A 13,987-nucleotide genomic window follows, 5' to 3' on the forward strand; every position below is an offset into this window, starting at 1 on the left:
GCCGTGATAATCCCGGACGGACCCCGAGCTCGAGAGGACCCCATGGCGGACTTGTACATCGGCGGCGAATGGGTGGACGCGCGCGCAGGCGGGCGACGCGAGATCCGGTGTCCCGCGGACGGCAGCCTGGTCGCCGAGGTCGCCGAAGCGACCTCGGAAGACACCGAGGCCGCCATCGCCGCGGCGCGCCGGGCATTCGACACCGGCCCGTGGCCCGGCACCCCGGCCGGCGAACGCGGCAACCTGCTGCTGCGCGCGGCCGACCTGCTCGACCGCGACGCCGAGGAGTTCTCCCGCGCCGAATCGCTGGACACCGGCAAACGCCTGGTCGAAAGCCGTTACGACATGAGCGACATCGCGGCTTGCCTGCGCTACTTCGGCAAGCTCGCGGGCAACGACGCGGGCCGGGTCGTGGACACCGGCAGCGCGGATTCGTTCAGCCGGATCTTGCACGAACCGGTCGGCGTGTGCGGGCTCATCACCCCGTGGAACTACCCGCTGTTGCAGACGGTGTGGAAGATCGCCCCGGCGCTGGCCGCGGGCAACACCTTCGTGCTCAAGCCGAGCGAGCTGACGCCGCACACCTCGATCCTGTTCATGCGGCTGCTCGCCGAGGCCGGACTGCCCGGCGGGGTGGCGAACCTCGTGCTCGGCGCGGGTCCGTCGGCCGGTGCGCCGCTGTCGGAGCACCCGGACGTCGACCTCGTGTCGTTCACCGGCGGGCTGGCCACCGGACGGGTGATCGCGGCGAATGCGGCGGCGACGGTGAAGAAGGTCGCGCTCGAACTCGGCGGGAAGAACCCGAACGTCGTGTTCGCCGACGCGGACTTCGAGACAGCTGTCGACTACGCGCTCACCGCGGTGTTCCTGCACTCCGGGCAGGTTTGCTCGGCCGGCGCCCGGCTGATCATCCAGCGGGAATGGCACGACGAGTTCGTCGACGAGCTGGTGCGCCGCGCGGAGCGGATCCGCCTCGGCGGGCCGTTCGACGAGAACGCCGAGACCGGCCCGCTCATCTCCGCCGCGCACCGCGAGAAGGTGGAGCGCTACGTCGCCACCGCCATCGAAGAGGGCGCAGTGCTGCGAACCGGCGGCAAGCGTCCGGACGACCCGGCGCTGCAGGACGGCTTCTACTACCTGCCGACGATTCTCGACAACGTCCAGCAGGGCAGCACCGCGGTGGTCGAGGAGTCCTTCGGCCCGGTCCTGACCGTGGAGACGTTCACCGACGAGGACGACGCGGTCCGCATCGCCAACGACACCCACTACGGCCTGGCCGGCGGCGTGTTCACCCAGGACGCCGCCCGTGCCCAGCGCGTCGCGAACCGGCTCCGGCACGGGACGGTGTGGATCAACGACTACCACCCGTACCTGCCGCAGGCCGAATGGGGCGGCTACAAGCAGTCCGGTTTCGGCCGCGAGCTCGGCCCGTCCGGGCTGGCGGAATACACCGAGGTCAAGCACATCCACCAGAACCTGAAGCCCGGTCCCCAGCACTGGTTCTCCGGCTGATCCCCCTCCCCCCACCCCCCACCGAAAGGATCTCCTGCCCTTGAGCGACACCGGCGATCGCGAACTCGGCGAATTCGGCTACACCAACCAGCTCAAGAGAACGCTCGGCAGTTTCCACACCTTCGCTGCCGGCATCAGCTACATCTCGGTGCTCACCGGGGTGTTCCAGCTGTCCTACCTCGGCCTGTCCGAGGGCGGCCCGGCGTACTGGTGGTCCTGGCCCGCGGTGTTCGCCGGGCAGCTGATGGTGGCTCTCTGCTTCGCCGAGCTGGCCGCGCAGTACCCGGTCGCCGGATCGGTCTACAACTGGGCGAAGAAGCTCAGCAACCCGCACATCGCGTGGATGGCCGGCTGGATGATGCTGCTGGCCTCGATCGTCTCGATCTCCGCGACCGCGCTCGCCTATCAGCGGACACTGCCGCAGATCACGTCGTTCTTCCAGTTCATCGGCGACGGCACGGGCACCAGCGACGCGGCCAACGGCGTGCTGCTGGCCACCGTGCTGATCGTGTTCACCACGCTGGTGAACGCGTTCGGCGTGAAGCTGATGGCGCGGATCAACAGCGCGGGCGTGTTCGTCGAGTTGCTGTTCGCGGTGCTGCTGGTCGTGTTCCTCGCCTTCCATTTCGTGCGCGGCCCGTCGGTGGTGACCCAGACGAACGGCACCGAGGCCGGGCATTCGTCGGGTTACCTCGGCGCGTTCCTGATCGCCGGGATCGCCTCCTCGTATGTGATGTACGGCTTCGACACCGCGGCCTCGCTCGGCGAGGAATCGCTGAACCCGCACCGCAACGCGCCGAAGGCGATCCTGCGCGCGCTGGTCGCCTCCTTCGTGCTGGGCGGACTGATCATCCTGTTCGCGCTCATGGCGGTCGGCAACATCACCGCGCCGGAACTCGGCACGGTCGGCCTGCAGTACGTGCTCACCGACGCGCTCGGCCCGGCGATCGGACGCGTGTTCCTGTTCGTCGTGTTCATCGCGATCACCGTCTGCGTGCTGGCGGTGCACACCGCGGCGATCCGGATCGCGTTCGCGATGGCCCGGGACAACGCGCTGCCCGGCGGCCGGAAACTGGCACGGGTCAACAAGACCACCGGAACGCCGGTGCTGCCCGCGATCGTGATCGGCGTGCTCGCGGTCGCGCTGCTGGTGCTGAACATCAACTCCACGCAGATCTTCTCGGCCGTGACCAGCCTCGCGATCATCCTGATCTACCTGTCCTACCTCCTCGTGACTGTGCCGATGCTGATCCGCAGGCTGCGCGGGCGCTGGCCGCGCGAGGGCACCCCGGCCGGCCGGTTCTCCCTCGGCCGCTGGGGCCTCCCGGTGAACGTGCTCGCGATCCTGTGGGGCGGCGCGATGACGATCAACCTGGCCTGGCCCCGCACCGAGATCTACAACGCTTCCCCGCCCTTCCACTGGTATCTGAAGTGGATTTCGGTGCTGTTCGTCGGCGTCTTCGCGGCCGGCGGCTTCGCCTATTACTGGTTCGTGCAACGGCACAAGGTCGGGGTGCTGGCGGACCACGCCGCCGCCCCCGCGCCCGACGAGGAGGTTTCCCGGTGAGCGCAAGCGAGTTCGACTACGTGGTGGTCGGCGGCGGAACGGCCGGATCGGTGGTGGCCGCCCGGCTGTCGGAGGATCCGGGCGTGACCGTCTGCCTCCTCGAGGCCGGGCCGTCCGACACCGACGTGCCGGAGGTGCTGGAGCTGACCCGCTGGATGGGCCTGCTGGAATCCGGGTACGACTGGGACTACCTGGTGGAACCGCAGGAGGCGGGCAACTCCTACCTGCGCCAGGCCCGCGCGAAGGTGCTCGGCGGCTGCTCGTCGCACAACTCGTGCATCGCCTTCTGGGCCCCGGCCGAGGACCTCGACGAATGGGCCTCGACGGGTCTGCCCGGCTGGTCGGCCGCGGACGTCTTCCCGCTGTACAAGAGGCTGGAGACCAACGACGGCCCCGGCGACCACCACGGCCGCTCCGGCCCGGTCACCATCCGGTCGGTCCCGCCGCACGACCCGGCGGGCGCGGCGCTGCTGTCCGCGTGCGACCAGGCGGGCATCCCGACGACGGAGTTCAACTCCGGCGAGACCGTCACCCACGGCGCGAACTGGTTCCAGATCAACGCCCGCGAGGACGGCACCCGGTCTTCGGCGTCGGTGTCCTATCTGCACCCGATCATGGGCAAGCGGCCGAACCTGGAAATCCGCACCGGCGCCCGCGCGAAGCGGCTGCTGTTCGACGGCCGCCGCTGCACCGGCGTCGAGGTGCTGGACGCGGATCTCATCCACCACAGCACGATCTCCGCGCGCCGCGAGGTCGTGGTCAGCTCCGGCGCGATCGACACGCCGAAACTGCTGATGCTGTCCGGCATCGGGCCCGCCGGGCACCTGCGCGAGGTCGGCGTCGAGGTGCTCGTGGACTCGCCGGGCGTCGGCTCGAACCTCGAGGACCACCCCGAGGGCCTGGTGATGTGGGACGCCCTGCAGCCGATGGTCACCGAATCCACGCAGTGGTGGGAAATCGGCATCTTCACCATGACCGAGGAGGGCCTGGACCGGCCGGACCTGATGTTCCACTACGGTTCGGTGCCCTTCGACATGAACACCGTCCGGCACGGCTACCCGACGACGGAGAACGGATTCTGCCTCACGCCCAACGTGACGCGCAGCCGATCGCGGGGCACCGTGCGGCTGCGCACGCGCGACTTCCGCGACAAGCCCCGCGTCGACCCGCGGTACTTCACCGACGAGTACGACATGCGCGTGATGACCTACGGCGTGAAGCTCGCCCGCGAGATCGCCGCCCAGCCCGCCCTCGACGAATGGGCGGGCGTGGAACTCGCGCCGGGCCGCGACTGCAAAACCGACGACGAGATCGCCGACTACCTGCGCAAAACGCACAACACCGTGTACCACCCGGCGTGCACGGCCCGGATGGGCGCGGACGGCGACCCCGAGGCGGTGCTGGACGAGCGGCTGCGCGTCCGCGGCGTCGAGGGCCTGCGGGTGGCCGACGCTTCGGTGATGCCGTTCCTCGTCACGGTGAACCCGTGCATCACGACGATGGCGATCGGCGAGAAGTGCGCGGACCTGCTCAAGGAGGACCGGGGCTGAGCGTGCGGCGGGTGGTGGTGTCCGATCGGGCACCACCCGCCGCTCGTCCTGAGCTGCCAGACTGGTTCGACGGCCAGTCGCCAAAGCACGCGCCGCTGCCAGCATTTCGCGCAGAATCATGTCCACTCCTCACCTCGTCATCCGGCCACTGCCGAAGTGCACCTTCTCCGATGCACATCAGGTCAGTCGCCAGCGAGAGCGCCAAGGTTCTCCAGTAACCGGATCGTTACCAACGGTCACCTTCGCGAGGCATCGAACGCACTGCGGATTCCATTGCACAGCAACGTAATCGGGGCAGGCAGCTGCCGAAAGCCGATTCAGCTCCCCGTCCGCATCTGGTCCGGCGAGGGAGAACGGACTGGGCGAAAACCACGGCCCGGCAACGCAGACTTCCTTGCGTGGCGGCAATCGGGCGCTCGCGTGCGCCGGGGCGCTCGCCGCGGCGGGCGGCGGGCTTGCCCTGCCGAGCGCGCACTACCTTCCGCCGCAGCTGCCGCCGGGCACCGCGGAACCCGACCTGGATCTCGGACTTCGGCTGGCCCGCGCCGGAGCGTTCGCGCTGGCGTTCCTCACCCTCCGCCGATGCCAAGGCGAGCNGTTCGCGCTGGCGTTCCTCCCCCCCCGCCGATGCCAAGGCGAGCCGATGGCCTTCACCATTCCGACCGGCATCGCGGCAGCGGGAATCCCCCTGCGCTACCTCGTGATCACGCTCCCCGGCGCGGACCGGCTCGCCCCCGTCCGCCGAGGTCCAGCCCGCGATGAGGGGGTGGGTGCTGCTTGGTTTCAGCCGCGGCGGCAAATGTCCAACGGGCGCGACAAAGTCACTGCAGCAGCGCGACGCACTCCACGTGATGCGTCATCGGGAACGCGTCGAACGCCCGCAGGTCCGTCAGCGAATACCCGTGCTCGGAAAAGAACTGCACATCCCGCGCCAACGCCGCCGGATCGCAAGCCACGTAGACGATCCGGTCCGGCTCGCCCTCGGCGATCGCGTTGACGACCGCTCGGCCGGCGCCCTTGCGCGGCGGGTCGAGCACCACGACGTCGACCGGCGTCGGAGCGTCCCCGATGAGGTGTTCCACGCGTCCGGAACGCCAGCTGACCTGCGGCAGATCGGCGAGGTTGCGCTCGCCGTCGGAGACCGCGCGCCGGCCGGATTCGATGGCCAGCACCTGGCCGTCCGGGCCGACCTGTTCGGCGAGCACCGAGGCGAACAGCCCGACCCCGGCGTACAGGTCCCAGGCCACCCCGCCGCTCGGCGAGTCCGCCCACTCCCGCACGAGTTCCGCCAGCGTGTCCGCCGCGCGCGGGTGGACCTGCCAGAAGCCGTGCGCGTCAAGCCGCCAGTCGCGCCCGGCCGCGTGCTGGACCGCCATGCCGCCGGACAGCTGCTTGCCCTGGGTCCGTCCGCGCACCGTGGCGAGTTCGCGCAGGTGGAGATGGTTCTCGCCGTCACTGGTGACTTCCAGTTCGGTGCCCGGCCGCCAGCGTTTGCTCAATGCGGTGTCAAGCGAACCCGGCACGGCGATCGGGCAGTCGTCGATCGGGATGACGCGGTGGCTGTGATGCGCCCGCAACCCGGCTTGGCCGTCCCGTCCGGCGACGAGCCGCACCCGGCTGCGCCAGCCGAGCGGGCCGCCTTCGAGCGGTTCCACGACCACGTCGCGGGTGATCCCGGCGAGCCGCTGCAGCTGTTCGGCCACCACCGCGGCCTTCAGTTCCCGCTGATAGGCCGGCTCGGCGTGCTGCCAGTCGCAGCCTCCGCAACCGCCGGGGGCGGCGAGCGGGCACGGCGGCGTCACCCGGTGCTCGGACCCGCCGAGCACCTCGATCGCGTCGGCGCGGCAGAACGAGCCGCCTTTGTCCTCGGTCACTTCCGCCCGCACGCGTTCGCCGGGCAGCGCGTGCCGCACGAACAGCACTCGTCCGTCCACACGCGACACACAGTGCCCGCCGTGCGCGACTGGGCCGACTTCCAGTTCCAGGATCCGGCCTAGCCAGCTCTCGGTCATTCTGATGATTCCTTAGTCGCAGGGGCTGGCTTCGGGGCATCGGCGGGGCGAGGCAGCGCAGGTCCAGTGGGGGTGAAGCCGCGCCGGACGTCACCGGCGGACGGGCGGGCCTTGCGCAGCCGCGCGACCGCCTTCTGCGACGACTCCAGCTGCCACGGCACGCTCGCCACGACCACACCGGGTTGGAACAGCAGCCTTCCCTTGAGCCGCAACGCACTCTGGTTGTGCAGCACCTGCTCCCACCAGTGCCCCACGACGTACTCCGGAATGAACACCGTGACGACGTCGCGCGGGTTGGCGCCGCGGACCCGCTTCACGTAATCCAGCACCGGTTTCGTGATTTCCCGGTACGGCGATTCGACGACCTTCAACGGCACCTTGAACTTGTGCGCTTCCCATTCCTGGGTGAGCGCCCGGGTGTCGGCGTCGTCCACGTTGACCGTGACCGCTTCGAGCACGTCCGGGCGCATCGCCTTGGCGTAGGCCAGCGCGCGCAGTGCCGGCCGGTGCAGCTTGGACACCAGCACGATCGCGTGGTTGCGCGAGGGCAGCACGGTCGGCGCGTCGCCCATGTCCTTGAGTTCCTCCGACACCCGGTCGTAGTGCTTCCGGATCGCGGTCATCAGCGCGAAGATCGCCACCATCGCGGCGATCGCGATCCACGCGCCGAGCAGGAACTTGGTGATCAGCACGATCACCAGCACGGTGCCGGTCATGGTGAGGCCGATCGCGTTCACCGTCTGCGAACGGCGCATCCGCCGCCGCGCCGCCGCGTCGGTCTCCTTGGCCAGCAACCGGTTCCAGTGCCGGATCATGCCCGCCTGGCTCACCGTGAACGACACGAACACGCCCACGATGTACAGCTGGATCAGCCGGGTGACCTCGGCGTCGAACGCGATGATCAGCACGAGCGCGAAAATCGCGAGGAAAAGAATGCCGTTGGAGAACGCCAGCCGGTCGCCCCGGGTGTGCAGCTGCCGCGGCAGGTAGCGGTCCTGGGCGAGGATCGAGCCGAGCACCGGGAAGCCGTTGAACGCGGTGTTCGCGGCCAGCAGCAGGATGATGCCGGTGGAGAACGAAATGTAGTAGAACGCGGGCGGGAAGTCGGCGAACACCGCGTGCGCGATCTGCGCGACGATCGTCTTCTGCTCGTATCCCGCGGGCGCGCCGGCCAGCTGCCGCGCCGGGTCCTCGGCGAAGTTCACCTTCGTGACGACCGCGAGCGTGATGATCCCGACGAGCATGGTCACCGCGAGCACGCCCATCAGCAGCAGTGTGGTGGCCGCGTTCTTGGACTTCGGCTTGCGGAACGCGGGCACGCCGTTGCTGATCGCCTCGACCCCGGTCAGCGCCGCCGCGCCGGACGAGAACGACCGCAGGACCAGGAACACGAACGCGAAGCCGGCCCAGTTGCCTTCCTCGTGCAGCGTGAATCCGGCGCTCTCGGCGCGCATCTCGGTGCCGGTGAAAGTCCGGAACAGGCCCCAGACGACCATCACCAGAATGCCGATGATGAAACCGTAGGTGGGAATGGCGAACGCTTTGCCCGATTCGCGCACGCCGCGCAGATTGAGGGCGGTCAGCACGGCGACGATCACCACCGCGGCGAGCACTTTGTGGCTGGCCACCCACGGAATCGCCGAGCCGATGTTCGCGACGCCGGACGAAGTGGACACCGCGACGGTCAGCACGTAGTCGACCAGCAGCGCGCTCGCCACCGTCAGGCCGAACTTCCCGCCGAGGTTGGTCGTCGCGACCTCGTAGTCGCCGCCGCCGCTCGGGTACGCGTGCACGTTCTGCCGGTACGACGCCACGACGACGAGCATGACCAGCGCGACCGCGATGCCGATCCAGGGCGCGAAGGCGTACGCGGACAGGCCGGCGACGCTCAGCGTCAGGAAGATCTCCTCCGGCGCGTAGGCCACGCTGGACAGCGCGTCGGAGGCGAAAATGGGCAGCGCGATGCGCTTGGGCAACAAGGTGTGGGCGAGACGGTCGCTGCGGAACGGACGTCCTAGGACCAGCCGCTTCAGCACTGTCGGGAACTTCGACACCTGCAGAATGTACAGCGGAGCGAAGCTCCCCCGCTGAGGGCGGTGGAGGGGAGGACGGTGGAGGTAACCGGGTCGGCGCAAGGTAGGTTCGGCGCTGGTGTCCGAGGGTACCCACGACCGGGTCATCCGCACCCTGCGAGGAGGCTAAGCGTGCACGTGGTGATCATGGGATGCGGCCGCGTCGGCGCGTCTCTGGCCGCGGCGCTGGAGCGGCTCGGCCACGACGTGGCCGTCATCGACAAGAACCAGCAGGCGTTCCGCAGGCTGGGCAGCGACTTCCACGGCCAGCAGGTCGTCGGGGCGGGCTTCGACCGCCGGGTGCTCGTCGAGGCCGGGATCGAGCGCGCGGGCGCTTTCGCGGCCGTGTCGAGCGGCGACAATTCCAACATCATTTCCGCGCGGGTCGCGCGCGAGAACTTCGGCGTCGAGCACGTGGTCGCGCGCATCTACGACCACAAGCGCGCCGCGGTCTACGAACGGCTGGGCATCCCGACCGTCGCGACCGTGCCGTGGACGACCGACCGGTTCCTGCGCACCCTGCTGCCCGACGGCGTCGCTTCCGCGTGGCGCGATCCGTCCGGCAACGTCGCGCTGCTGCAGCTGCCGCTGCACGAGGGCTGGGTCGGCCGCAGCGTGCGCGAACTGCAGGAGACCACCGGCGCGCGCGTGGCGTTCATGATGCGGTTCGGCACGGCGGTGCTGCCGGACGCGAAAACCGTCGTGCAGGCCGACGACGACGTGTGGGTGGCGGCGCGCTCGGGCACCGTCGGAGACGTGACGAGCCTGGCCGCTCGCGCCCCCGAGGAGGAGAACTGATGCGGGTCGCGATCGCGGGCGCGGGAGCCGTCGGGCAGTCCATCGCCGCCGAGCTCATCGACGGCAACCACCAGGTGATGCTGATCGAGCGCGACGCCGACGAGTTCGAGCCGGAATCCGTTCCGCAGGCCGACTGGGTCCTCGGCGACGCGTGCGAGGTGTCGATCCTGGAGGAGTCGGGCATCGAACGCTGCGACGTCGTGATCGCGGCGAGCGGCGACGACAAGGCGAACCTGGTGGTGTCGCTGCTGGCCAAGACCGAGTTCGCCGTGCGGCGCGTGGTGGCGCGGGTGAACAACCCGGCCAACGAATGGCTGTTCACCGACGCCTGGGGCGTCGACGTGGCCGTGTCGACCCCGCGGATGCTCGCCGCGATGGTCGAGGAGGCGGTGAGCGTCGGCGATCTGGTGCGGCTCATGACGTTCCGGCAGGGGCAGGCGAACCTGGTGGAACTCACCCTGCCGGAGGAGACGCCGCTCGCGGGCAAGCCGGTGAGCGAACTGGCGCTGCCGCGCGACGCGGCGCTGGTGACCATCCTGCGCGGCGACCGGGTGATCGTGCCGCAGCCGGAGGACCCGCTGGAGGCGGGCGACGAACTGCTGTTCGTCGCGACCTCGGACGTCGAGCCGGAGATCCGGACGGCGCTGGGCTACTGAGCCGCGGAAAAGGGGCGGGTCCGCGACGGGCCCGCCCCTTTTCCGTGCGCCGGATCAGGTCTCGGGAGTCGGCGCCTGCGCGTACTTCTCCCGCAGGCGCGCCTCCACCTGCGCGTCGGTTTCCGGCTCCGGTTCTTCCTCGGCGAGCGCCTTCAGCCGCTTGTCGGAGCGGCGGACCGCCCACACGACCACCAGCAGTCCGATCGCATACAGCGGGTAGCCCATCGCGATCTTGGCGAACGCGAGCCAGCCGGTCTGGTTTCCGTCGTACAGCCAGCGCTGCACCACGAACCGGGCGGCGAAGATGACGGCCATCGCCAGCGTCGCGACGTCGTAGCCGTAGCGCGACGGCTTGTCCTTGCGCCAGGCGGTGCCGTTGCCGTTGAGCGCGTTCCAGACGACGCCCGCCAGCGGCCAGCGCACCAGCACGGAGATCACGAACACGGCGCAGTACGCGAGGCTCGCCCAGATGCCGAAGAGGAAGAACCCCTTCGCGGACCCGGTGCGGAACGCGATGAACGCCGCGATCGCGACGCCGAAGAACCCCGAGATGGCCGGCTGCAGCGGCTCCTTGCGCACGACGCGCAGGACGGTGATCGCCACCGCGCTGCCGATCGAGCCCCAGATCGCCACGGTGAGCCCGAAGAACGCGTTCAGCAGGACGAAGACGATGACCGGCACCGAGGAGTAGAACAGGCCGGAAACCCCGCCCATCTGCTCCATCAGCGTCGGCTGCCGCTCTTCGTCGTCCCCGTTTCCGGGCACGTCCTTCTGGTCGCGGGGAGCAGCGGGTTCAGTCACGAGAGTTGATCACCCTACCGGGCTCTGGAGTTCGTAATACGGGTTGTAGAGCACCTTCTGCCCGTCCCGTTCGGCCATCCGGCCGCGAACCTTGACAGTACGGCCGGGCTCGATGCCGGGAATCCGGCGCCGACCCAACCAGATTAGCGTCACGCCCTGCGTGCCGTCGAACAGCTCCGCCTGCAGCGAGGCGGGCCCGCCGGTCGGCGACAGCTCGACGCTGCGCAGTCTGCCGAGCACTGTCACCTCTTCGCCGGACCGGCAGTCGCAGGCGCGCTGCGCGCCTTCGGCACCCGACCTCTCGGACATTTCGTCGGCGTCGAGGTCTTCGACGTCGCTGGTCAGCTTGCGAACCAACCGGCTGAAGTAGCCGCCGTCCTTGGCGGACATGGTGTGCTCCTGTGCTCCGGGGCCCCCGACTTCGTCCGGCCCGTGCGTGTTCCAGCGTAGCTGCGGTCCCAGTCAGGGAAACGGGTTTGGGGCAAGATCGCAACGTGACGTCCGCAATCCGTTTCCCGGCCGCTGTCCTCCTGCCCGGTACCGGCTCTGACGAGGTCTTCGTGCGCTCGGTGTTCGGCGGGCCGCTCGCCGCGCTGGGCGTGCCGCTGATCACGCCCGCGCCGGGTGCCGGGGAAGGTCTCGCGGAAGGGTTTTTGGCCGAGCTGGACCGTCTCGCCGACCGGCACGGGACGCTGCTGGTGGGCGGGATCTCGTTCGGGGCGCAGCTCGCGGCGGAGTGGGCGGTGGCGAATCCCGGGCGTTGCGGGGGGCTGCTCGCGGCGCTCCCGGCCTGGAACGGGGAATCCGGGCAAGCACCCGCGGCGCTGGCTGCGACGGTTACCGCGGATCTGGTGGCTGCCGCGGGGGTGGACGGGGCGCTGGCACAGGCCGCGGCGGGGAGTCCGGAGTGGCTCGCGGAGGAGCTGGGCCGGGCTTGGCGGCGGCACGGGGAGGGGCTGGAGGCCGGGTTGCGGGCGGCGGCGGGGAGGGCCGCGCCGGCGGTGGCGGAATTGCGGGGCGTGGAGGTTCCGGCCGGGGTGGGCGGATGCGCGGATGATCCGGTTCATCCTGCTTCGGTTGCCCGGGAGTGGGCTCGGGCGCTGCCCCGGGGGAGGTACGGGGAGACGTCGCTGGCCGCGGTGGGGCGGGATCGGGAGGCGTTGGGGAGGGCGACTGTTTTGGCGTTTTTGCGGGCGTTGTGAGGATGCGCCGAGGAGGCCCTCACGCAATGGTGTCCGTGAGGGCCTCCTGGAGAGCGAAAGCGGTCAGCCCTGTTGTTCGGCGATGTGCTGGGCGACCGCGTCGGGAAGGGTGATGGGGAGCGGGGTGCGCACCGGCATCGGGGAGTTGCCTCGGTCCACGACGGTGCGGCGCACGATCGCCCGCAGTACTTCGGGGGCTTGCGAGGCAGTGGACTGCGGGCCCGCGATCACACCGCGCAGCATCCAGCGCGGGCCGTCCACTCCGACGAAGCGCAGGGCTACGTCGCCGACGATCGCGGACAGTTCCATGCCCCACTCTCCTCGGCCGATGTTGACCTTCGCGCCGTCCGCGCGGAGCTGGTCGGCGAGTTCGTTGCTCACCTCGCGCCACAGGCCGCCGGACTTCGGGGCCGCGTAGGCGCTGACGGTGATCTGCCCGGCTTCGGTCACGACGTGCACCGCGCGCACGCCGCCTTCCTCCGGGTCCATTTCGACCTGCACCTGCGAACCGTCGGGCACCGGCACGCGCACCGAGCCCAGGTCGATGCGCGGGATGCCGTCTTCTTCGGCTTCGGCGGCGTCGAACGGGCCGTCGGCGGTCTCCGACAGCTGGTCCTCGGGTTCGAGCGCGTCCTCGGCGCCGTCAGCTTCGGCGTTCTCGCCGCGCTGGGAAGCGACGCCTCCGGTCTCGTCGTCGCCGGACCGGCGCTTGCGTCCGAAAATCCCCACTATCGTTCCGTTCCTTCCCCGGTGCCCGCGCCGGTGTCTCCGGCGCCGGGTGCCAGTGTGGCGTGCCCGCCGGTCGAGCCGTAACCTCCCGCGCCGCGTTCGGTCGTCTCGAGTTCGGCGACCTCGACGAACTCCGCGTGCTCCACCCGCTGGACCACCAGCTGCGCGATCCGGTCGCCGCGCGCCAGCACGATCTTCTCGCGCGGGTCGTGATTGACGAGGCAGACTTTGATCTCGCCGCGATAGCCCGAGTCGATCGTGCCGGGAGTGTTCACCACCGACAATCCGACGCGCGCCGCGAGCCCCGAGCGAGGGTGCACGAACCCGGCGTACCCGGCGGGCAGCGCGATCGCGACCCCGGTGCCGACGACCCCGCGTTCGCCGGGTCCGAGCACGATATCCGAGGTGGTGACGAGATCGGCCCCGGCGTCGCCGGGCCGGGCATAGGCGGGCGGCGGGACTTCGGGGTCGAGCCGCTGGAGGAGGACCTGAACGCTGGACACGGGCGGCGAGACTACCCTTGCCGTGTGGCTGACCGCGTGAACACCGCCGCGACGGGCGTCGTCGCACACTCCGAACGGCTCTACCTGCCGTGGTGGGGCTGGCCCCTGCCGATGGCCGGAGCGATCCTGCTGGGCGTCGAGGTCCACCTGGGCTACCCGTCCATCCCGATGTGGATCCCGCTCGCGATCGCCGTGCCGGTCATGGCCGCCCTCCTGCTCTCCCTCGGCAGGGCGAAAATCAAGGTCACCAGCGGCGACGACCCCGAACTCTGGGTCGGCGACGCCCACCTGCCGCTCCGCTACGTCGGCGAGATCACGGTCGTGGAAAGCGACGCCAAACGCCACGCCCTGGGCCGCGACGGCGACCCCGCCGCCTTCGTCCTGCACCGAGGCTGGGTAGGCCCCGCAGTCCGCATCACCCTGACCGACCCGGCAGACCCCACCCCGTACTGGCTCTTCAGCACCCGCAAACCACAGCGAGTGGTCGAGTTGCTCCGCAACGCCTGACCCGCACGCCTCAGGTTTCGTGAGGGAACCCCCCACCCGCAAACCGCCGCCGCTGCACCCACCATCAAGGCACCCAGC

General features: G+C 70.0%; 13 protein-coding genes. 7 read left to right on the top strand and 6 right to left on the bottom strand.

The genetic code is table 11. From position 1 onward, the window contains the following. Nucleotides 1–42 precede the first annotated feature (42 nt). Genes A4R44_RS12640 through A4R44_RS12650 form a run of 3 tightly spaced genes read left to right on the top strand, consistent with a single transcriptional unit; the run spans nt 43 to nt 4,629 of the window. Complete coding sequence (locus A4R44_RS12640; RefSeq protein ID WP_067579445.1) at nt 43–1,512, top strand: aldehyde dehydrogenase family protein; 1,470 nt, start codon at nt 43–45, stop codon at nt 1,510–1,512. 40 nt (nt 1,513–1,552) lie between these two features. Next, entirely contained in the window at nt 1,553–3,079 is a 1,527-nt protein-coding gene (locus A4R44_RS12645) for an APC family permease (RefSeq protein WP_067579447.1), read from the top strand. Then, nucleotides 3,076–4,629 carry a GMC family oxidoreductase gene (locus A4R44_RS12650; RefSeq protein WP_067579449.1) on the top strand — a complete coding sequence of 518 codons (1,554 nt, stop codon included), beginning with the start codon at nt 3,076–3,078 and terminating at the stop codon, nt 4,627–4,629. Before A4R44_RS12645 ends, A4R44_RS12650 begins: the two co-directional genes overlap by 4 nt. 821 nt (nt 4,630–5,450) lie before the next feature. Here A4R44_RS12650 and A4R44_RS12655 read toward each other — a convergent pair. Together A4R44_RS12655 and A4R44_RS12660 are read right to left on the bottom strand one after the other, a co-directional pair. Next, complete coding sequence (locus tag A4R44_RS12655) at nt 5,451–6,641, bottom strand: class I SAM-dependent RNA methyltransferase (protein WP_067579451.1); 1,191 nt, start codon at nt 6,639–6,641, stop codon at nt 5,451–5,453. Continuing rightward, nucleotides 6,638–8,695, bottom strand: a complete 2,058-nt coding sequence (locus A4R44_RS12660; protein ID WP_067579454.1) for an APC family permease — start codon at nt 8,693–8,695, stop codon at nt 6,638–6,640. Before A4R44_RS12660 ends, A4R44_RS12655 begins: the two co-directional genes overlap by 4 nt. A 150-nt stretch (nt 8,696–8,845) precedes the next feature. On the opposite strand from A4R44_RS12660, the gene A4R44_RS12665 reads away from it, so the two are divergent. Continuing rightward, nucleotides 8,846–9,511 (top strand): TrkA family potassium uptake protein, encoded by a 666-nt coding sequence (locus A4R44_RS12665; RefSeq protein ID WP_067579456.1) that lies wholly within the window; start codon nt 8,846–8,848, stop codon nt 9,509–9,511. Next, on the top strand, nt 9,511–10,167 hold the full coding sequence (locus A4R44_RS12670; RefSeq protein WP_067579459.1) for a TrkA family potassium uptake protein: 657 nt from the start codon (nt 9,511–9,513) through the stop codon (nt 10,165–10,167). The genes A4R44_RS12665 and A4R44_RS12670 overlap by 1 nt, the downstream gene beginning before the upstream one ends. A gap of 54 nt (nt 10,168–10,221) precedes the next feature. On the opposite strand, the gene A4R44_RS12675 is transcribed toward A4R44_RS12670, so the two are convergent. Further along, nucleotides 10,222–10,968, bottom strand: a complete 747-nt coding sequence (locus A4R44_RS12675; RefSeq protein WP_067579461.1) for a DUF3159 domain-containing protein — start codon at nt 10,966–10,968, stop codon at nt 10,222–10,224. Between the two features lie 9 nt (nt 10,969–10,977). Further along, nucleotides 10,978–11,358 (bottom strand): OB-fold nucleic acid binding domain-containing protein, encoded by a 381-nt coding sequence (locus A4R44_RS12680; RefSeq protein WP_067579463.1) that lies wholly within the window; start codon nt 11,356–11,358, stop codon nt 10,978–10,980. A gap of 104 nt (nt 11,359–11,462) precedes the next feature. Here A4R44_RS12680 and A4R44_RS12685 point away from each other — a divergent pair, with 104 nt between their 5' ends. Continuing rightward, entirely contained in the window at nt 11,463–12,170 is a 708-nt protein-coding gene (locus A4R44_RS12685) for an alpha/beta fold hydrolase (RefSeq protein ID WP_095213294.1), read from the top strand. A gap of 63 nt (nt 12,171–12,233) precedes the next feature. Here the strand turns inward: A4R44_RS12685 and A4R44_RS12690 are convergent, their stop codons facing one another. Beyond that, nucleotides 12,234–12,899: a DUF3710 domain-containing protein gene (locus A4R44_RS12690; RefSeq protein WP_067579465.1), complete on the bottom strand. Its 666-nt coding sequence runs from the start codon at nt 12,897–12,899 to the stop codon at nt 12,234–12,236. After that, on the bottom strand, nt 12,899–13,402 hold the full coding sequence (gene dut, locus A4R44_RS12695) for a dUTP diphosphatase (protein ID WP_043838363.1): 504 nt from the start codon (nt 13,400–13,402) through the stop codon (nt 12,899–12,901). The genes A4R44_RS12690 and dut overlap by 1 nt, the downstream gene beginning before the upstream one ends. A gap of 24 nt (nt 13,403–13,426) precedes the next feature. Here dut and A4R44_RS12700 point away from each other — a divergent pair, with 24 nt between their 5' ends. Next, a complete protein-coding gene (locus tag A4R44_RS12700) occupies nt 13,427–13,909 on the top strand; it encodes a DUF3093 domain-containing protein (protein ID WP_067579466.1) in 483 nt (160 codons plus the stop codon). Nucleotides 13,910–13,987: the final 78 nt, after the last annotated feature.

This window comes from Amycolatopsis sp. M39 (assembly GCF_001651785.1).
GTDB lineage: Bacteria > Actinomycetota > Actinomycetes > Mycobacteriales > Pseudonocardiaceae > Amycolatopsis > Amycolatopsis rubida.